This is a genomic window from Actinomycetota bacterium (assembly GCA_040754375.1).
GTDB lineage: Bacteria > Actinomycetota > Acidimicrobiia > Acidimicrobiales > AC-14 > JBFMCT01.
The window spans coordinates 1-18,640 of the sequence record JBFMCT010000025.1; the positions used below are offsets into that span (position 1 = coordinate 1).

The 18,640-nt window shown below is 71.9% G+C and carries 22 protein-coding genes; 5 read left to right on the top strand and 17 right to left on the bottom strand.

What is annotated here, in order from left to right; translation table 11 throughout:
- Nucleotides 1-345 precede the first annotated feature (345 nt).
- From AB1673_11250 to AB1673_11270, 5 genes are all read right to left on the bottom strand, one after another.
- Nucleotides 346-2,235, bottom strand: a complete 1,890-nt coding sequence (locus AB1673_11250; protein ID MEW6154546.1) for a hypothetical protein — start codon at nt 2,233-2,235, stop codon at nt 346-348.
- Complete coding sequence (locus AB1673_11255) at nt 2,232-3,764, bottom strand: sialidase family protein (GenBank protein MEW6154547.1); 1,533 nt, start codon at nt 3,762-3,764, stop codon at nt 2,232-2,234. The genes AB1673_11250 and AB1673_11255 overlap by 4 nt, the downstream gene beginning before the upstream one ends.
- 44 nt (nt 3,765-3,808) lie before the next feature.
- A complete protein-coding gene (locus AB1673_11260; protein MEW6154548.1) occupies nt 3,809-4,246 on the bottom strand; it encodes a hypothetical protein in 438 nt (145 codons plus the stop codon).
- Between the two features lie 94 nt (nt 4,247-4,340).
- Nucleotides 4,341-4,859, bottom strand: coding sequence for a hypothetical protein (locus tag AB1673_11265; protein ID MEW6154549.1), 519 nt, complete (start codon nt 4,857-4,859; stop codon nt 4,341-4,343).
- Nucleotides 4,860-5,020: 161 nt separating this feature from the next.
- Nucleotides 5,021-5,890 carry a helix-turn-helix domain-containing protein gene (locus AB1673_11270; protein MEW6154550.1) on the bottom strand — a complete coding sequence of 290 codons (870 nt, stop codon included), beginning with the start codon at nt 5,888-5,890 and terminating at the stop codon, nt 5,021-5,023.
- Between the two features lie 251 nt (nt 5,891-6,141).
- Between AB1673_11270 and AB1673_11275 the strand changes: the two genes are divergently transcribed.
- Entirely contained in the window at nt 6,142-6,423 is a 282-nt protein-coding gene (locus tag AB1673_11275; GenBank protein ID MEW6154551.1) for a type II toxin-antitoxin system prevent-host-death family antitoxin, read from the top strand.
- The gene (locus tag AB1673_11280; GenBank protein ID MEW6154552.1) at nt 6,420-6,842 is read left to right on the top strand and encodes a type II toxin-antitoxin system VapC family toxin; all 423 of its coding nucleotides are present in this window, start codon (nt 6,420-6,422) and stop codon (nt 6,840-6,842) included. Before AB1673_11275 ends, AB1673_11280 begins: the two co-directional genes overlap by 4 nt.
- Before the next feature lie 195 nt (nt 6,843-7,037).
- On the opposite strand, the gene AB1673_11285 is transcribed toward AB1673_11280, so the two are convergent.
- The 3 genes from AB1673_11285 to AB1673_11295 are packed head-to-tail and all read right to left on the bottom strand — an operon-like array spanning nt 7,038 to nt 9,512.
- On the bottom strand, nt 7,038-8,288 hold the full coding sequence (locus tag AB1673_11285; GenBank protein MEW6154553.1) for a hypothetical protein: 1,251 nt from the start codon (nt 8,286-8,288) through the stop codon (nt 7,038-7,040).
- A 7-nt stretch (nt 8,289-8,295) separates the two neighbouring features.
- Nucleotides 8,296-8,928, bottom strand: coding sequence for a hypothetical protein (locus tag AB1673_11290; GenBank protein ID MEW6154554.1), 633 nt, complete (start codon nt 8,926-8,928; stop codon nt 8,296-8,298).
- Nucleotides 8,925-9,512, bottom strand: coding sequence for a sigma-70 family RNA polymerase sigma factor (locus AB1673_11295; protein ID MEW6154555.1), 588 nt, complete (start codon nt 9,510-9,512; stop codon nt 8,925-8,927). The genes AB1673_11290 and AB1673_11295 overlap by 4 nt, the downstream gene beginning before the upstream one ends.
- Before the next feature lie 205 nt (nt 9,513-9,717).
- Here AB1673_11295 and AB1673_11300 point away from each other — a divergent pair, with 205 nt between their 5' ends.
- Nucleotides 9,718-10,248 (top strand): hypothetical protein, encoded by a 531-nt coding sequence (locus tag AB1673_11300; protein ID MEW6154556.1) that lies wholly within the window; start codon nt 9,718-9,720, stop codon nt 10,246-10,248.
- Nucleotides 10,249-10,341: 93 nt separating this feature from the next.
- Here the strand turns inward: AB1673_11300 and AB1673_11305 are convergent, their stop codons facing one another.
- The 8 genes from AB1673_11305 to AB1673_11340 all read right to left on the bottom strand — a co-directional run bounded on the left by AB1673_11305 (nt 10,342) and on the right by AB1673_11340 (nt 17,889).
- Nucleotides 10,342-10,692: a DUF5615 family PIN-like protein gene (locus tag AB1673_11305; GenBank protein ID MEW6154557.1), complete on the bottom strand. Its 351-nt coding sequence runs from the start codon at nt 10,690-10,692 to the stop codon at nt 10,342-10,344.
- Nucleotides 10,693-10,695: 3 nt separating this feature from the next.
- Complete coding sequence (locus AB1673_11310) at nt 10,696-11,109, bottom strand: hypothetical protein (protein ID MEW6154558.1); 414 nt, start codon at nt 11,107-11,109, stop codon at nt 10,696-10,698.
- A gap of 33 nt (nt 11,110-11,142) precedes the next feature.
- Nucleotides 11,143-11,274 (bottom strand): hypothetical protein, encoded by a 132-nt coding sequence (locus AB1673_11315; GenBank protein ID MEW6154559.1) that lies wholly within the window; start codon nt 11,272-11,274, stop codon nt 11,143-11,145.
- Between the two features lie 767 nt (nt 11,275-12,041).
- Nucleotides 12,042-12,584, bottom strand: coding sequence for a hypothetical protein (locus tag AB1673_11320; protein MEW6154560.1), 543 nt, complete (start codon nt 12,582-12,584; stop codon nt 12,042-12,044).
- A gap of 509 nt (nt 12,585-13,093) precedes the next feature.
- Nucleotides 13,094-13,747 (bottom strand): DUF5615 family PIN-like protein, encoded by a 654-nt coding sequence (locus AB1673_11325; protein ID MEW6154561.1) that lies wholly within the window; start codon nt 13,745-13,747, stop codon nt 13,094-13,096.
- Nucleotides 13,744-13,962, bottom strand: a complete 219-nt coding sequence (locus AB1673_11330; GenBank protein ID MEW6154562.1) for a DUF433 domain-containing protein — start codon at nt 13,960-13,962, stop codon at nt 13,744-13,746. The genes AB1673_11325 and AB1673_11330 overlap by 4 nt, the downstream gene beginning before the upstream one ends.
- A gap of 37 nt (nt 13,963-13,999) precedes the next feature.
- A complete protein-coding gene (gene recG / locus AB1673_11335; protein MEW6154563.1) occupies nt 14,000-16,105 on the bottom strand; it encodes an ATP-dependent DNA helicase RecG in 2,106 nt (701 codons plus the stop codon).
- A 65-nt stretch (nt 16,106-16,170) separates the two neighbouring features.
- On the bottom strand, nt 16,171-17,889 hold the full coding sequence (locus tag AB1673_11340) for a DAK2 domain-containing protein (GenBank protein ID MEW6154564.1): 1,719 nt from the start codon (nt 17,887-17,889) through the stop codon (nt 16,171-16,173).
- A 32-nt stretch (nt 17,890-17,921) separates the two neighbouring features.
- On the opposite strand from AB1673_11340, the gene rpmB reads away from it, so the two are divergent.
- Together rpmB and AB1673_11350 are read left to right on the top strand one after the other, a co-directional pair.
- A complete protein-coding gene (rpmB, locus tag AB1673_11345) occupies nt 17,922-18,116 on the top strand; it encodes a 50S ribosomal protein L28 (GenBank protein MEW6154565.1) in 195 nt (64 codons plus the stop codon).
- Nucleotides 18,109-18,363 carry a hypothetical protein gene (locus AB1673_11350; GenBank protein MEW6154566.1) on the top strand — a complete coding sequence of 85 codons (255 nt, stop codon included), beginning with the start codon at nt 18,109-18,111 and terminating at the stop codon, nt 18,361-18,363. Before rpmB ends, AB1673_11350 begins: the two co-directional genes overlap by 8 nt.
- Before the next feature lie 38 nt (nt 18,364-18,401).
- Here the strand turns inward: AB1673_11350 and AB1673_11355 are convergent, their stop codons facing one another.
- Nucleotides 18,402-18,605, bottom strand: coding sequence for an antitoxin (locus AB1673_11355; protein MEW6154567.1), 204 nt, complete (start codon nt 18,603-18,605; stop codon nt 18,402-18,404).
- Between the last annotated feature and the right edge of the window lie 35 nt (nt 18,606-18,640).

The window sequence follows — 18,640 nt, forward strand, 5'->3', positions numbered from 1 at the left end:
TGCCCGCCCCGCCTCCCGGCCGCCGGCTTTCCGGCCGCCGGCTTGCCCGCCCCGCCTCCCGGCTTCTTCAGCACAGCCCACCCCCGCCCGGCCTGTCGGCGGTGACGGACCCCGGGCCCGGTCCCTGCCACCGCGAAACCCGGCTCTGCGAAACCCGGCTCTGCGAAACCCGGCCCCGCGAAACCCGCGCGCAAATCGTGGGCGTTTCGCCCACGATTCCCGCGCGGGAACCGGGGCCCAGCGAAACCCGCGCGCGAATCGTGGGCGTTTCGCCCACGATTCCCGCGCAGGTTTCGGGGGGTGAGGCGCGGCCGTGGGCGGCCGGTCCAATGGGGCCGGCGACGGTCACCAGGCGCGGGCCCGGGCGGGGGCCGGAGTGGAACGGCGTACAGGTGCGGCACTGGCCCGGGCAGTGGAAGGTCGGGACCGGACGTCGGAAAGGCCGGCAGCGGCCAAGGCGGCGCAGCCGACCAGTAGTACGGAACCGGCGGCCACCGGCCACCACGCGGCCGGGCCGTCGTCATCGGCCCGGACCATGGCATAGCGGGGCGCCCCCATGGCCGACTGGCTGGGGGCGCCGGCCAGGGCCCCGTTGGGGCCAGCGGTGGGGGCGGCCGCAGCCGCCGGGCCGCCGGGGGCCAGGCCAGGGCCCTGGGCCGTCGCAGCTCCCTGGCTGCCCGCGACCTCCGCTCCGGAGCCGGGGGCAACCCCCGCCGGCCCTGCGCCCCCGGGGTCGGCGAGGGGGGCCGGGCCCGCTCCCGGGCCACCCGAGGCGCCTGCGCCCGAGGGAGCCGTCAACGCACCCCCACCTCCGGCCGGCGCAGTGAAACCCGATCCGGCACCCGCCCCGCCGCCCACGCCGCCCCCGGCGCCCTCCCCCCGACCGCCGGCGACCCCAGCCCCCTCGCCCACCCCACCGCCCACTCCGCCACCCACCCCGCCCCCCGCACCCTGGCCCGCACCAGCGCCCTCTCCTGCACCTGCACCCGCTGCGCCGCCGTCGGCTCCGGGGACCGGGCCGGGGGCGGGGTCGCCAGCGGGGGCGCCGCCCGAACCCCCCCCGCCGGGGGCCTGGAGCAGGGGCACGGTGTCGGGCACCGGGTCGAGGGCCGAAGAGGTCGTGGTGGACTGGGCGGCCAGCGGGGTCACCGTCCACACATGGCAGTTGGCCAGGTAGAGCCGGGCCGGGCTGCCGCCGAACCACAGGCCATTGGGCGACCACGCAGACGGCCGGGCCAGCAGCAGGCGCGAAGTGGTGGTGTCGCCCTTGAGGTCGACCTGGTGCACCTCGCCGCCCGTTCGCACGAACAGCATGGTGCCGGCCGGGTCGACGGCCACCTCCCGCACCCCCGCCCCGAAACCGCCGACGGCTACGGGCGGCTCTGTATCGAAGGGCGAGACCTTGTACACCCCGGCGGCGGCGTCGGCCACATAGACGTTGCCCTCGCCGTCGACGGCCGCCGACACTGGCTGGGCCAGGCCCTCACTGGCGAACGTGTCGATGCGCCCCGACGGCCCGATCAGGCCCACCTGGCCGCTCCAGGGCTGGGGATAGAGCAGCCGGTTGCCCCAGGTGGCCAGGCCGATCTGGTGCTGGAAGGCCGTGAAGCCGCTGGCCCCGTCGGTAGCCACCGTCGTGATCTGCCACTGCGAGTCGTCGGGCCCCGGGGTCAGCCGGCGTACCAGGGTGGGCCCACCCCCCGAGACCAGCGAGTTGTCGACGATGTACACACCCCCGCTCAGGGGGTCGGCCACCATCCCGTACACGGCCAGGACCTTTTCTCTGGCCAGCCCCGGGTCGCCGTCGGGCGAGTGGTCGGGGAACTCCACGAGACCGTAGACACCGATCTGCTGGAAGTTGGCGTCGTAGCGGGGGTACTCGACCATCGTGCCCGGCGGCCCGGCGATGGTATGGATGATCCCGTTGCTGACCCGGCGGACCCAGAAGTGGTCGCTGACAAACAGGTCTCCGTTCGGCCCCCCCGCGACCTTCATGTTCTCGTGGTGAGTGAGCAGCCGGGCCTCGCCTACCGGTTGGGACTGCCTGCCGAGGTCGCTGTTGATCTCGTCCGTACAGAGGTTGTCGGGCCCTCGAGGCCACAGCCCGATGCCGGTGCCGGTAGGGGCGGACTGGGCGCCCACCGACAGGGCCCACATGGCGGGCAGGAGGACGGCCAGGACCACAGCCGCCGCCGGAAGGCGCCGTTTCAAAGACCTCTGTGGCCTTCCGCTCACTTCGCTGATGTTACGACGGCGGGCGCCGATTGGGAACGGCGGCGGTGGACGGCGACCACGATCATCACCAGCACGCTCGTGGCCCCGCCCGAGATAGCGCCGATCAGCAGCCAGGGCGGGCCCTCGACCTCGGGCTCGTCGATCACCCCGGGGAAGCGGGCCTCAGCCGTGAACACTGACTGGTCGGCCGACCCCAGCAGGCTGTTACGGGTATCGGGCCAGGCGGCCAAGGCGCGGGCGCGGGTGGAGACCAGGCCCAGGCGGGAGCCGATCTCGAACAAGCCGGTGGCCGAAGGCACGGCGTAGCGCTGGCCCACCCGGGTGTCCGAGGAGTGCTCGGTCAGGCGCAGGCTCGGGGCCCACGCCTGGCCCCCGTCGTCGGACCACGAGTAGTACACGTCGTTGCGCACGTTGGCCGGGTCGTTGCGCCGGTCGAAGTAGACGAGGTCGACCCGGCCGCCGGGGGCCACCGACAGGCGGGGCAGGTACTGGTCGGCCGGTTCGGGCCGGGGCGGGTCGTCGTTCACCCGCAGCGGCGGCGACCACGTCGCCCCCTGGTCGGCCGACCGGCTGGTGAACACGTCGGCGTCGCCGTTGCGGGCGTCCGACCAGGCGGCCACCAGAGAACCGTCGTCGCCCGCCACCAGCGAGGGCGGGGCCATCGTGTAGATGAGGATGACCCGGCCGGGCGGCACCAGCCCGTCGTCGACCTCGACCCCCGGGCCCCACGAGCGTCCCCCGTCGGCCGAGGTCGTGACGACTACCGACCACGTCCCCTCCCACGCCGGGCCTTCGAGGCCCTGGTAGTCACGGAAGTCGTCCTGGAGGTCGAAGTAGGCCACGTGGGCCCGCCCGTCGGTGCCCACGGCGATGGCCGGGGCCACGGCCCGGGGACGGTCAGCATCGGAGAGCTGGACGGGCTCGGAGAACGTGGCTCCCCCGTCGTCGGAGTAGGCGCTCATGAGGGGGTTGGGCAGCGGCGGGAGGCCGCCCAGAGGGTCGTCGTTGGCGGCCTGGAGCCACACCAGGTGAAGGCGGCCCCGGCGGCCCCGGTCGTTGTCGATGACCATGCGCACCTGGTAGCTGCTGGGCCCCAGCACCTGGGCGGGCGGGCTGAACGTGCGGCCGTGGTCGGTCGAGGTCGTGAGGTAGACACCCACGGGGTTGTTGCCGGCGCCCGCCAGGCCGATGAACAGGTAATAGAGCCGGCCATGGCGGTCGAAGGCAACCTCGGGGCCGTAGCAGCGCTCGGCCCCTTCGGGGAGCACGGGCACGGGCTCGGCGGGCACGAAGCCCTGCCCGCCGTCGCCCGATACCTGGAGCCCGCAGCCGAACTCGGGCGCGTCCTGGCGATGGGCCAGGGCCACGAACCGGGAGTCGGTGGGGTCGATAGCGAGCATCGGGGAGTTCTGGGCCACACCCAGGTTGGTGTAGGTGGCCGTCGCCGGCACGCTGGCACCGACCTCGGGCCGAGCCGAGGGCTGGGACGCGGTGGCCCCCGCCTGCCACGCCAGGCCGGCGAGAACCACCGTCGCAACCTGAAGCCGGAAGGCCCGGCGCCGCTCAGTGCCGATCAGGTGACGGTAAAGGAAACCGGGATAGTCGAGGTGGCACCGCTGGGCTCACGGAAGCACACCTGCCAGACCCCGGGAGCGCTGTTGACCTGACCGGTCGTGTTGGGGATGAACCCTGAGGAGCTCGACGTGCGCAGGTTGGGGTTGAGGTTGGTCACGTTGAACATGCAGGCGTGGCCCTCGTGGCCGGGCTCGCCCTGGGCGTTGCCGGTGACCAGGTTGAACTGGCGGTTGGCCCGGGCCTGGGTGGCATAGGCCGTGATGAACGTGCCCTGGCCACCCTGCTTGGCCGTCGTGCCGTCGGAGTACCACGTGAAGCCGACGGGCACCGTGCAGGCCCACGCCACGGACCCCACGGCCAGCGCGGCCGCCATGCCCAGCGCCCCGGCCACCGTCGCCCGCCGGGAAAGCCTCAGACCTCGCCTGCCAGTGATCACGCCTGCCTCCTTGCTGCAACTGCGGCACACAACCGCCAGCCTTGATGTTGACTGCGTGTAGCAGCTTACTGCTACAAAGCAGGCCCTGCAACCCCTAGACCACGCGGAACTCGGCGTTCATGCCCCGGACGCCGTGGGCCACCCCGTCGGGCCCGGGCACGAAGCAGACCAGCCCGTAGCGGCCGGGCACGAGGTCGACGGCGAACGTCCCCCTCTCCCCGGGGGGGCGCCGGGGCAGCAGGGCCAGGTTGGTCACCGGCCGCCGGGTGTCGCCCCGAAGCTGCTCGTCGAGGGGCGGGAAGTCCTCGGGCAGCACGATCAGGGTCAGGGAGTGGTCGACCGTCCCCCGGTTATAGGCGTTGAAGACCACCCGCCCGGGCGGCACCTCGCCGGCCAGCTCGAACCGGTAGTCGGCCAGGGTCACCTCGACGACCGCGGGCGGGGGTGGCAGCGGCGGCTCGGCCTGGGGCCGGGGCACGCAGCCCGAGGCCACCAGCGCCCAGGCGGCCAAGCCGACGGCGGTTGCCCGGCCGCGACGGCGCGGCGCCGGCCCGGTCCGGGTCTGCACAGCCCGTCGCCTGCCCAGGCCCGTCCGGGCCGCCGGGGAGATCACGTGCGGACCGTTGGGCCGCCGCCGCGGCGCGTGGCCGAACGTCGCGAGGTACCCGCGTCGTAGGTCAAGACTACGAAGTCACCCGTCACCAGAGTCGCGCGACATCAACCCAGATGCAAGTGCCATCTTGGCCGCCGGGGTTGGTCAACCCGCGGGGTCGATCAGCCGTCGGCGCCGGGCCGGCCCCGGTGCTCGTCGCCCATAGGCTTGGCCGTCTCCCACAGGCGCTCGAAGGCGTCGGCTTGGAGCGAGGCGAACCCTGGGTGCTCGACCAGCAAGGTGGTCGGGAAGCCGATGTCGGGCAGCACCGGGTCGGTCATGGCCAGCAGGGCGACCTTGCGGTCGGCCAAGGCGAGCTTTATCGGCAGCTCGTCCACCAGCCGGCCGACCACACCCGCCTCGTGGTAGGCAGCCATCGCCTTGCGGAACTCGGCGGCGTCAGGGTGGTCCCACTGGGGCTCCTGGTAGAGGACCCGCGAGGCCACGCCCCGGCTCATGGCCTCGAGCACGGCCCGGTTGACCTGCTCGGGAGGCAGCGAGTACGGCGGCCGGTTGAACACCAGCAGCTCGTCCTGCACCTCGGCCAGCAGCTTGTCGTAGATGCTGCTGACCTGCGACGCCCCCTGGATCACGTGGACGTAGGGGCCGGCGGCGTCGGGGTTCTCGGGGAAGGTACGGGCCAGCTCCTCGCGCAGCCGGGCCGTGCGGGTGCGGTACTGGCGCAGGCGCTCCTCTTGGGCGGCGTCGATGCGGTCGAAGACCTCCTCGCGCCCCGGCGAGGCCCACACCGCCGGGCCTTCCACACTCATGCGCTGGGCCAGGCCCTTGCGGTTGAGCTCCTCGAGCACCTGGTAGGTGCTGGTGCGGGGCACCGCCGAGTGGCGGGCCAGCTGGGCCGTGTTGGCCGACCCCAACCGCAGCAAGGCGAGCAGGACGCGCGCCTCGTAGGGGCTCAGGTCGAGCTGCTCGAACTCGTGCAGCAACCCCTCGGGGATCGGGCCCGACGTGATCAAAGCGTCAGGACCTGCCATCGCTTCCCTCCCACCGTTTCAGTATGCACAGTAAGTGCACCGTACATCTACCGGACGCACGCAGCATACCGTCGCTGTCAAGCAACCAAGCGGGCCCCCCCGACCGTCAGAGACCGGCCCGCCCACCCACGCCGTCAGACGATCGTGAAGTGGACGGGGATGGTGCCGCTCGACCCGCTCGGCTCCCGGAAGCAGACCTGCCAGGTGCCGGCGGAGGGCTCATCCGGCCGCGGTGACGCTACAATCGTCGTATGGATGTAGCTACATCTCGCTCGCAGGTCGGTATCCGAGACCTCAAGAACAACCTCAGCAGGTACATCGACCGCGTCCGAGCGGGCGAGGAAGTCGTGGTGACCGATCGCGGCCGGCCCGTCGCCCGGCTGTCCCCGGTGGACTCCTCGACGGACCGGCTCGGGGCGCTCGTCGCCGCCGGCGTCGTGCGAGCACCATCTCGCGCCACCCGTAGTCGGCCCCGCCCCCGCATCGTGGCCAAGGGCGCGGTCAGCGACCTGGTTGCCGACCAACGCCGGTGATCACCTACGTCGACACGTCGACGCTGCTCAAGCTCGTCATCTACGAGGCGGGCTCCGATCGAGCCGAGGTCGTCTGGGACGCGGCCGACACGCTCGCGTCGGTCAGCCTGATCGTCGTCGAGGCACGCGCCGCTCTCGCGGCCGCCACCCGGGGTGGACGCCTGACCGCCGAGCAGTACGAGCAGGCCAAGGCCGAACTGTCGGAGCTGATCGGCGACCTCCACCTGGCCAGGGTCACCGACGACCTGGTCACCCGAGCAGCCGGACTGGCCGAGACCGAGGCTCTGCGCGGCTACGACGCCGTCCACCTGGCCGCCGCGCTCCATCTTGAGGCCGGGCTCCTGACGAGCGCCGACGAGGCTCTGTGCGAAGCCGCGGCCCACAACGGCATGCACGTCGCCAACCCGCTCGCCCGCTGATCCAGCCCGGTGGGAGTCGAGCCCCACCTGCCGAACCTTCATCCCGCCTCCTGACGCCGGCTCCGAGGCTCGCCCCAGGCGCTTTGGGCGGTCTGTCACTTCGTCGACCGCCTCGGAAGGGCCCAGCACGCCCACGACCCGCCGTTCACGGCCGGTCCACCCCTCGCCAGCGCGCTCCCTGGCGCGCTGGCCCGGTCACCACGGGACGGGGTCTCGCTGGTCCAGTTCGGCATCGCTGCCGAACAGGTCGTCGAGGCTCTGGTCGGCCCGCAGGTCGGCGGCGTCCATATCCGGGGTGGCGGCCTCGCTGGGCTTGGCCCAGTCCGTCCGCCAGGCCACCACCAGGGCGAGGGTGAGCAGGGCGAGCGCCACCCCGAGCCCGGTGGCCACCCGGCCCGACCGGTAATCGACCCCGGGCCCGCGGGCGAAGCTGATGGGCACCGCGGGCGCGGCCAAGTAGCCGTCGTTGACGACCACGCTCACGGCGCACGGCCGCCGGGGGCCGCAGAGCGAGCCCGCGGACACAGCGAGCGCGGTGCGTCCCTGGCCCCGCTCGTCGATCGTAAGGGAGGCGCCCATCCCGAGCGCCTGGCAGCGCTCGCCGTCGTACCCGCCCGGAGGCCCGCACAGCAGCGCCCGCGCGGACGTGCCCGGAGGGAAACCGCTAACAGCCACCTCGACGCTCTGGCCGTCCACCACGCCGCGCGCGGGCGTCACCCGCACCGTCCCGGGAACGAAGGGGTCCACGAGGACCACCTGAGCCACGGCCTCCCGGTCGGACTCGAGACTGCGGGCCCGGATGAGGCAGGTGGGCCGGCCCGCTCGGCAACCGCCAACGGTGACGTTGCCGGGGACGGCGAACAGGATCTCGGCCCGGCCGTCGCCGTCGGCTTGGACGGGCAACCACCCGGCGCACGCCCGTGCGCGGCCCACCTCAACCACGCACAGCTCGGCCACCGCTCGCTCGTGCCACTCGAACCCACTGATTGCCACCCGTACGGCCCCACCAGGTGACAGCCCGCCGACCCCGGGGACGGCGGCGAACGTCGCCTCGTCGCTGACGACCAGCGCCACCGACGGTAAGCCGGCCAGAGGGTCGCCGACCCGACCGGGAGGCACCGGCGCGCCGTCGTCCAACTGCCCCTGGGGCCCGGCCTGGGGCCCGGCCAGCACGTCAGGCTCCACCGGCCCAGAGCTCCTGTCGGGCCCCACCGGCCCGGCCGGTCCGGACGGCGGTGGTGACGTCTGGCCTCCGCCTCCAAGGCCGACGCCGACCACGATGAGGGCCGTGAACGCCAGCGCACCCACGAGCACGACCGGGGCCGACAGCGCCGCGGCCAGGCCGGTCCGGCGACCACGCCGGTCCGCGCTCAGAAGGCCCACCCCGAGCAGCCCGGCGACCGCCAGGCCGGCGGCGGCCACCAGCGCGAGGAGGACAAGGAACACAGCGGCCTCAGCCGGCCTGGGGCGTCCCCGGCCCAGCCATCGGGGTCTCCTCGTCCAGCCGGCGGTTGAGCGTCAGCACCCGCCCCATGAGGGGCAGGGCGATGAGGTTCACGCCGTGCAGGACCCCCATGATGAGCAGGATCCCGCCCACCCGGGCCGTCTCGTGCTGGAGCTGGGCACCGGTCACCGTGGCCTCCCAGCTCCCCTTGGCCTCGAAGCTGATCGTGAACAGCACGAAGGCGAAGAAGATCAGGTAGTAGGCGACGTCGGTCAGGACGATGAAGCTCTTGCCGGTACGGGGGTTGGCCCGGAACACGTCGGCGGCGTAGCTCTTCCCGAACCGCTTGATCAGCGGTCCGAGCCAGAGGGCGACGCCGACGAGCAGGGCGTTGGTGATGAGTTCGAGGGCCCACCAGTCCATGAGCAGCTCTCCTTGTCGGGTGTCGGTGATGGCGTAGATCAGGGCGGCCAGGGCGGTCGCGACCGAACCGCCGATCAGGGCCAGGCGGCGGCGTTGACGGCGGCGGCGGCGGTCGTCCTCGATGCTGAGGCGGACCCGGGCGAACAGGTCGGGGCTCTCGTCCACGGCCTGGGCCCCCTGCATGAGGGCCTCGTGCAAACGCTCCTCGAGGGCGCTCACCGTTCACCCCCGATCCGCGACTGCATGGCGGCCAGGCCCCGCTGAAGGTGGGTCTTGACCGAGTTACGGGAGATCCCCAGAACCGACGCGATGTCGTCGATGCCGAGCTCCTGGTAGTAGCGCAACACCAGGCAGGACCGCTGGCGGTGCGGAAGGTCGCGAAGGGCCTCGATGACCTGGCGCTGGTCCTCCCTCAGCTCCAGCACGTCCTCCTCGCGCGACCGCCGGTCGTCGAGGGGGAGGCGGTGGCGGAGCGAGACCAGGCCACGGCGGTTGTGGTCCCGGGCCAGGTTGAGCACGATCGACCGCAGGTAGGCGGCCGCCTTGGCTTCGTCTTCGATGCGGTGGGCCGACCTGGCCAAGCGGATGAACGCCTCCTGCACCAGGTCCTCGGCGGCGTTGCGGTCGTCCACGAAAAGGCGCGCCAGTCGTACCAGCGAAGGCCCCTCGGCGCTGAACAGAGAGACCAGCAGCCGGTCGAGGTCGGCGGCCGTCCCCGCCCACGGGACGGGCTTGGCCCGAGCCGCGGGGGCGCCGACCAGGGCCGGCAGGTCCACCATCGCGCTGATCGCGGCCAGGGTCATCGATGGGACAGACGCCGGTACCCCACCCCGCGGGCGACACGCAGCCCGCAAAGCCTCGGCGATCCGATCGCCGACGGGCTGCTGGGCCACGAGCGGGGAGCATAGGGTCAGCGGTCCTGGCCGGACTAGGGGCGGGTGTCACCCGCGGCGGCCCACCACTCGTCTGTGGGCACGAAAGCCGTTACATCGACAAAGGAGCGTCAGGATGACGAGCAAGTTCACCGGCCGGCCGCGGCCGGCCAAGAGGGCGGTACTGGCTCTGGTGGGGCTGGCGGCCGTAACCGTGGCCCTTCCCGCCTCCCCGGCCGCGGCGGCCACCGAGGTCGGCCGGTTCCACACCCTGGCCGCGGGTGCCGACATGGGCATCGACGTCAGTGGAGTGGCCATCCTCAGCCGGACCGGTGACTCGACGTGGGGCCGGGTCGTGGTGATCGGCCTCCAGCCCGGATTGCTCTACGCCGCCCATCTCCACAACCTGCCGTGCTCGGCCCCCAACCCCGGCGGAGGCCACTACCAGGACGTCGTCGGTGGCGCCGTCACCCCGCCCAACGAGCTGTGGTTCTCCTCCACGTCCGACCCCCAGGCCGGCATCACGGCCAACGCCGGAGGGGTGGCCATCGGCCGGGGCTCGGCCGACTGGCTGGCCCGGCCCGAGGCCCAGTCGGTGGTCATACACGCCATCCCTGCCGGCGGCCACACCGGCGGCGGCCCCAAGATCGCCTGCGCCGACCTCTAACCCGCCAGGGCCACCGCCACCCATCGGAGACGCGCCCCGTGCCGCAACCAGCGACGGCACGGGGCGCCCCCTCAAACCGGAGACGGCCGACCGTCAGATCGCTATCGCGAGGTCCCGCCACCCTTCGGGGCCCGGGCGGTCGGCCAGCAGGCGGCTGACCTTCTTGACGATGGGGCCAAGGTCGTGATGGTCGAGCGTCCAGATCAGGATGCAGCCGGCGTGATGGCGGCCTGACTCGGCCCACTCCCGCAGGATCGGTGCGAAGTCTCGCGAGTTGCGGGTGACCAGGATGCGGTGCTGCTCGGCGGCCAGCTCCAGGACCTGCGGGTCGTCCAAGGCGCCCAAGGCAGCGTCCGACGCCAGGCTCAACACGTCGTGGCCTCGTTTGGCGAGCGCCGACCCGATCCGCTTGGGCGACAGGTTGCCGTCGAGGAGGAGGCGCAATCGTCACGCGTCCGCGATGTCGATGAAGGGGAAGAGAACGGCGACATCAGCCAGGGGACGCCGGTTATCGGCCACCGCCGCGTCGACCTCGTCGGGGTAGGCATCCCGGTAGTTGACGGCCAGCCTCACCTGCGCCAGCGACAACGACGAGCTGGCGACGAGCGCGTCGGCCGACCCGAAGTCCTCCAGCATCTGGATGATCTCCCACACGTCGAGGCCCGTACCGATGACCCAGGCGCGCCGGCGAGCATCATCTCCCCGGAACGCGATCCCTGCGAACCGCCGGGTACGGGCTGTCTCCTCGGTGAACGCCTCGACCACCGCGCTCTTCGTGCGCCGCGTCCGCCTGGCCTCTGCCTCGACCAGCTTCTGGGTCTGCTCCTCCAAGCGCACGCTGAACGGCTGGCCCTTGGCCATATCGGCCTCCTCACTACAGTCCCTACAGCGTACCTACAGACGCACGAGGGCGGCCAGGCGTTCCTTGGGCTCGGGCGTGCTGCCTTCGCCCAGCAGGTAGCACCACGACTCCTCGGCCCCCCGGCCGACCCGTCCCCGCAGCTGGTGGAGCTGGCCCCAACCCACTTCAGGCCGGAAGATCGGGCAGGACGAGAAGGGACTCCTCCTCGGTGACTGCGAACGCCTCGATCGCTTCTCTGCGTTTCGAGGAGCACCTGGAGGATCGTTGGGCGCGGTGAACCCGAGGTGGCGGATCTGGTTGAGCGAGCTGATCCTCGTCGAGCGGGCCGACCGCCTCGACGTTGCCGTCGCGGGTCTTCCCCGCCCCCTGGGCTCGGCCCGACAGGGCGGCCCGTGCCGCCTCCACGGCATCCGCGGGATCGGAGTTACCGCTGCGCCGGCGTGCCTGGCGGTTGGGGCGGTCAACCTCGACCACCGCGATGTACGCGGCCCGCAGCGCCCGAGCCAGGCCCGCTCCGTACGAGCCGGTGCCCTCGACGCCGACCTGGGCGACCTCGCCGAAGGACCGCAGCCACCGCAGGAGCTTGTCGTTGCCGGCGCGAGAGGCTTCGAGCTCTCCACGCCCAGCAGTGCGCCGATGTGGTCCAGGGCGGCGGCCACGTGCACGTCGAGGTGCGTGTCGACACCGCCCGTCACGGCGCGCGCGGCCGCGGGCTCTACGATGGTCATCGCCATCCCTTCTCTCTCAAACGGTCAAGGGGTGGCACGCGGCGCCCCATGTGCGCGGCGCCGGTGCGATCGTCCTGTTGGCGCAGGACGATCCGCCGCTCTCAGCGACGCCCTCGCCCGGCGCTGGGCGATGCCTCGGATGGGGTTCGCCCTTCCAGCGGGCATCGAAAGCGATGACCCGCACCTACTGGCCATGCGCCAGTTCACCAATCGACCCCCCGAAACGCTCCGGTGATCGCCGTCGGCTGTGTGGCACCGTCGGGGCCAACCATCATCAGGATGCGGGTCGTCGTCGGAACCAGAACCCAGCCGCCCGACGCATCGGCCGAAAGACTGGTCGGTGCCCGCCCGCCGAGGTCGATCACCTGTTGCGGGGCGCCGTTGGCAGCAACCGATCGGACGACAGGCGCCAAGCCCGGTGCCTCCTCGACAACCAGCATAGAACCGTCAGCCCGAAGCACGGGTGAACTCCAGGTACGGCCCGAGGGCACGATGACCTCCCGGGCATTGACCATGCTCGTCTCACCGGCGCCCACCAGAAAGACTCGCCCTTGTGCTCCGACGGCCAGTTGCTGGCCGTCGGGCGACCAGCCAACCGAACTCAGTGCGCCTGAGAGGTCCGGCCGGTTCTTTATCACGTCGACCACTCCTCCATCGAGGGTTAGGAGTTTGATGCCAAGCACCGCGTCAACGATGGCGACAGTAGTCCCGTCGGGACTCACTGCTGGCGACTTGCCGTCAGCCACCAGGACAGCACCGCCGCCGCCGGTGGGCACCACACGGGTCGACCCGACAGCCGGTGAACAGCAGGTCGAGTAGAAGACCGATCGTCCATCGGGCGTTACCGCCAATCCTCCGAGTGCCGAAGCCGCTCCCTCGCTCGACGATCGGTTTGTCCCCGACATGCGTAGCAACTCGCGCTGCTCGACGCCGGTCGCGACATCAAGGACGACGAGGCGGCCGTCATCGGTGGAACCGACGGCAAGGACAGGCGGCTGAGCTGGAACAGCCAAGGTCGTCGGGCTCCGTGGTACACCGGTTGTGGCGATCGGTGGGGCCGTCGGGCTCGGCAGACGGGGTCCGGTCTGCGGTGAAGTGCTCGGCTCGGCCGCCGGACCTTGGCCACCCACGCGGACGGTGTCGCTACCGCGGTCAAGCAACAGGACGCCTCCGACCAGCAACGCCACGAGGATCACGACGGCAGATGCCCCGAGCGTTCTGAACGATCGATGCGGTTCGCCGTATTCGACACGCCTCATAACGCTGTACCAACCTTCCGGTTGCAGCTCGGAGCGCTCGCCTCGGCGTGCAGTGCCAACCGGACCTCGTCCCTCGGACTTGTCATCGCAACTCCTCGAGCCGTTTCGTCAGTGTTCGTCGACTTCGGTGGAGGCTGGACTTCACCGAACCGATACCCATGCCCACAACTTCGGCGATCTCCGCGGTCCTCACGAGCACGCCGCCGTGATAGCGCTAGACGTCGAAAGTGGTTCCGGCTGAGATTGACCACCGCGTCAGATCGAAAGTACCACCGGATCGGATCGGCGCCGTAAGAGTCGTCGAAGTGGATGTGGTTCTGATGGTCGACGTTGTACCACCCCGTAAGTACGATTCCGAAGAACCGCCGAAGACTCGCGGCGATAGCGAGGTACTTTCTGGTCCAGAGGACGTGGCTACAGCCCGCTGGATTCCAGTCCACATTCATTTCTACGAAGTTCCCGTTCCGGAACATGATCTGAGTCGAGTCCTTCGAGGCGATCACGTAATCGTGCTGCCGCGCGTAATCCCAGATCGCGCGATCGGCGGCCGTGTCGAGGTCGAGCGCCGTGAGCGTGGGTGCTCCGGGGAACACATCTCGAAGTCGTTCGACAAGGCTCCTCGGAAGGTTCTGGTCGAACAGGAACCTCACGCCGTGGCGAGGCGGCGTTCGCGTTGCGCTGCGAATTCGATGGCCGCACGGACGTGCTCAAGTGTCAGCTCAGGGAACTCGGCGACGATCTCCTCGGCGGTCATCGGTGAGGCCAGGTACTCGAGCACGTCGTAGACCGCTATCCGGGTGCCTATGAAGCAGGGCTTGCCGCTGCGAACGCCGGCTCGGGCCTCGTTGATCGTGGTCAGGTCCACCCATCACGGTAGACGACGGCGCGCCGCCTCCACGGGTTCAGCTCTTGAACAGGAACTCGGCCTCGTCGGGGTCGATTAGGAGGCCGACCTCCTCGCGCAGCAGGGCGTGGCCGGCCAGGGTGGGGTCGTTGTCGACGATGTCGAAGGCCACATCGCGGGCACGGGCGACCCACTCGCGGTCGCGGCGCAGCGAGGCCAGCTTGAGGTCGCTGTGGCCCTTCTGGCGGGTGCCCAGCACGGTGCCCTCGCCCCGGATGTCGAGGTCGACCTCGGCCAGTTCGAACCCGTCGGTGGTGCGCACGAGGGCGGCCAGGCGTTCTTCGGACTCGGGCGTGCTGACCTCGCCCAGCAGGTAGCACCACGACTCCTCGGCCCCCCGGCCGACCCGGCCCCGCAGCTGGTGGAGCTGGGCGATGCCGAACCGGTCGGCGTCCTGCACGAGCATGACGGTGGCGTTGGGCACGTCGACGCCGACCTCGATGACGGTGGTGGCCACCAGCACGTCGAGCTGGCCGGACCGGAAAGCCGCCATGGTCGCCTCCTTCTCCTTCGACGGCATCTGCCCGTGCAGCAGCCCCAAGCGCAGTTCCGGCCAGACCTCGGCCGACAGGCGGGCGTACTCGGCCTTGGCCGAGCGGGCCGCCACCCGTTCGGACTCCTCCACCAGGGGGCAGACCACGTAGGCCTGGCGCCCGGCCGCCACCTCGTCGGCCACCCGGCCGTAGGCCTCCGACTGCTCCAGTTCGCCCCGCAGCCACCGGGTCTTGACCGGGCGGCGCCCAGGCGGTAGCTCGTCGAGCACGGTCACGTCGAGGTCGCCGTAGACGGTCATGGCGGCCGTGCGGGGGATGGGCGTGGCCGTCATCACCAGCACGTCGGGGTCGTTGCCCTTGCCCCGCAGGGCGGCCCGCTGCTCCACCCCGAACCGGTGCTGCTCGTCGATGACGACCACCCCCAGGTTGGCGAAGGCCACGTGTTCCTCCAGCAGGGCGTGGGTGCCGATGAGCAGGTCGACGCTCCCGTCGGCCAGGCCCTCGGCCATGCGGGCCCGTTCGGAGGCGGTCGTGCGGTTGGTGAGGACGGCCGTGCGCAGCGGGCGGTCGCCACTGAGGGTGCGTTCGTCAGGGACGGCCAGTTCGCCCAGCATGGCCCGCACCGCCAGCCCGTGCTGTTCGGCCAGCACCTCGGTGGGAGCCATGAGCGCCCCCTGGTAGCCCCCCTGCACGCCCATGAGCAAGGCGGTCACGGCCACCAGCGTCTTGCCCGAACCGACGTCGCCCTGGAGCAGGCGGTGCATGGGGTGGGGCCCGGCCAGGTCGGCGGCGATCTCGGTGATGGCCCGGCGCTGGGCGCCCGTGAGCTCGTAGGGCAGTGACGCGTGGAACCGCCGGACCAGCTCGCCCTCGACCCGGTGGGCCACGCCCTTGGACTCGCGTTCGATGGCCCGCTTGCGCATGACGAGGGCGAGCTGCATGCGCAGCAGCTCGTCGACCACCAGGCGGCGCCGGGCCGCCTCGGCCGCCCCCATCGACTCGGGGTTGTGGATGTGGCGGAAGGCCCACGTGCGGTCGACCACGTCGAGCCGGTCACGCCACACCTCGGGCAGGGCGTCGGCCATCTCCCCGGCCCGGGCCAGGGCCTCGTCGACCAGCTTGGCCAGCTCCCAGGTGGCCAACCCCTTCTCGGACTGGGGGTAGAGGGGCACGATGCGCCCCGTGCGGTCCCCCACCAGGTCGACCACCGGGTTGGCCATCTGGCGCCGGCCCTGGTAGGCCTCGACCTTGCCGAAGAAGGCCGCCTCGGTCCCCACCGGGAGCTGCTTGGCCCGCCACCCCTGGTTGAAGAACACGCACCGCAGGTAGCTGGAACCGTCGAACACGTCGACGTCGACCATGGCCCGGCCCTGGCGGGTACGGCGGGACTGCACCCGCTTGACCTTGGCCAGGACCAGGGCTTCGCTGCCCACCCGCAGCTCCCGGATCGGCACCTGGCCCGTGCGGTCGAGGTAGCGCCGCGGGTAGTGGGTCAGCAGGTCGAGCACGGTCGTGATGCCCATCGACTCCAGGGCGGCCGCCTTCTTGGCCCCCGCCCCCGCGAGGGCGGTCACCGGGATATCGGCAAGCTGGGCCAGCCGGCGGGCCATCGACCCCGACCGTAGCTCCCGCCGCCGCCCCGCCCCCGCCCGGGGCGGCCTCGTCCCGGTGGCGGCTACTCGGCGCTGAAGAGGTAGGCGGCCAGGGGCTGGTCGCCCCGCAGCACTTCGGCCTCCACGCCAGGACGGTGCTGGGCCAGCCACGCCTTGACGGCCCCGGTGGCGTCGTCGGTGGCCGCTGCCCCTTCGACGATCGTGACCAGTTCGTGGTCGTCGCCCACCAGTTGTTCGAGCAGGGCGCAGGCGCACTCGGCCAGCCCGGGGGCAACCGCCACCACGTCGTGGCCCAGGAAGGCCAGGTGGTCGCCCTCGTGTACCGGACCGGCCGGGGTGGTGGCGTCGCGCACGGCCCATGTGACCTCGCCCCAGGCCACGTCGTCGGCCGCGGCGGCCATGGCCTCGGCGTTGACCTCGGCGTCGGCCTCCGGGTCGAAGCCCATCATGGCCGCAAAGCCCTCGGCGATAGAGGTCGTCGGGACGACCTGCACCGGACGGCTGGCCGCCTCGGCCGCCTTGTGGGCGACCGGGACGATGTTCTTGTTGTTGGGCAGCAGCACCACACCCTCGGCGTTGCTGGCCTCGATGGCGGCCAGCAGCTCGGCCGTCGACGGGTTCATCGACTGGCCCCCGGCCACCACCGACCGGGCCCCCAGCGAGGCCAGGATGCCCGTGGCCCCCTCGCCCGACGCCACCGCCACCACCGCGGTCGTCACCGGCTCAGCCGGGGCCGGGGCCGGGGCCGGGGCTGCGGCCGCGGCCGGGGCCGTTGCAGGGCCGGCCGTTGCGGGGCCGGCAGCCGTGCCCGTGGCGGTGGCCTCCTCGGCCTCGCGCTCGCACTGCTCGTGGGCCACCTGCTCGGCCAGGTCGGTGACCCGGATGCGGGTGGGCCGGCCGGCCTCGACCCCGGCCTCGATGGCCGCGCCGATGTCGTCGGTGTGGATGTGGCAGTTCCACAGCCCGTCCCCACCCACGATGGCGATCGAGTCACCCACGTCCATCCACGCCGCCTTGAAACCCTCGACGGCCCCGTCGTCGGCCGCCAGCAGGAACATGACCTCGTAGCGCAGGTCGCCGACCGAGCCGTGCCCGTCACCGGTGGTCATTGCGTGGGCCGCCACCGGCCCGGCGGCTGCCGCAGCCGGGGCCGCGGGCAGGGCCCGGCCGTCTACCACCTGGAGCAGGGCGTCGATGAGCAGCAGGTAACCGGCGCCCCCGGCGTCGACCACCCCGGCCTCGGCCAGCACCGGCAGCAGGGTCGGGGTGCGGTCCAAGGAGGCCGCCCCGGCGGTGGCCGCGGCCTCCAGCACCGACACCAGCGTGGCCGACCCGTCCTTGGCCTCGACCTGGGCGGCCTCGGCCGCCTCCCGGGCGACGGTGAGGATCGTGCCTTCGACGGGGCGCATTACCGCCCCGTAGGCGGCCGTCGAGGCCTGGGCCAGGGCGTCCGCCAGGGCGGCGGCGTCGACCGTCTCGCGGTCGCGCAGGCCGTCGGTGAGGCCCCGCAGCACCTGGGACAAGATGACCCCCGAGTTGCCCCGGGCCCCCATGAGCGAACCGTGGCTGATGGCCTTGCACACGGCCGCCATCTCGCCCCCGGCCCCCATCTCGGTCACCACCGACTCCAGGGTCAGGGCCATGTTGGTGCCGGTGTCGCCGTCGGGCACGGGGTAGACGTTGAGCCGGTTCAACCGGTCTTGATGGGCACGGAGGGCGTCGCGGTAGCCGCAGACGGCGGCCCGCAGCTCGGCGGCCCCCAGGTGGTCGAGCACGGTCATGGCCCCTGAAGCGTACTGGTACGCTCTCGGCCATGGCATCGGTCTGCGAGGTGTGTGGCAAGTCGCCGTCGTTCGGCATGAGCATCAGCCACTCCCATCGCCGCACGCCCCGCCGCTGGAACCCAAACATCCAGCGCGTGCGGGCCATCGTGGCCGGCTCGCCCAAGAGGGTGAGCGTGTGCACCGGCTGCCTCAAGGCCGGCAAGATCGTCAAGGCTGGTGGCTGACCCTCAGGTCGAGAAGGCCCGCAAGAAGCTCGACGACGAGTTCGAGCAGTTCAGGCGCAGGCTCGACAAGGTGCGCAACGCCTTCGCCGACGTCGAGAAGGCCGGCCCCGAGGACGACGTCAGCGGGTTGCTCGAGGAGCTGGAGAAGGCCGTGAACGACGCTCGCACGGGCGGCCTGCTGGGCTCCGGTGCCCACGGCCACCGCCGGGCGCTCGACGCCTACCGCAAGCTCACCGAACGCTTCTGAGGCCCTAGCGCGGGCCGCGAGCCGGCTGGCGGGCCCCGCTACCCCTCGCCGTCGCCCTCGCCCTCGCCGTCGCCGTCGAGCTTGTCGAGGGCGTCCTTGGCCTTCTCGGCGGCCGACTCGATCTTGTCGGAGTGCTTGCCGCCCGTCTTGTCGTCCACCACGTCGGCCAGCTTGTCGACCACGTCGTCCAGCTTGTCGGCGTGCCCCGAGGCCAGGTTCTTCACACGGTCAAAGATCCCCATACCCACAAGCTACGCCTCCCGGCCACGCTCCACAC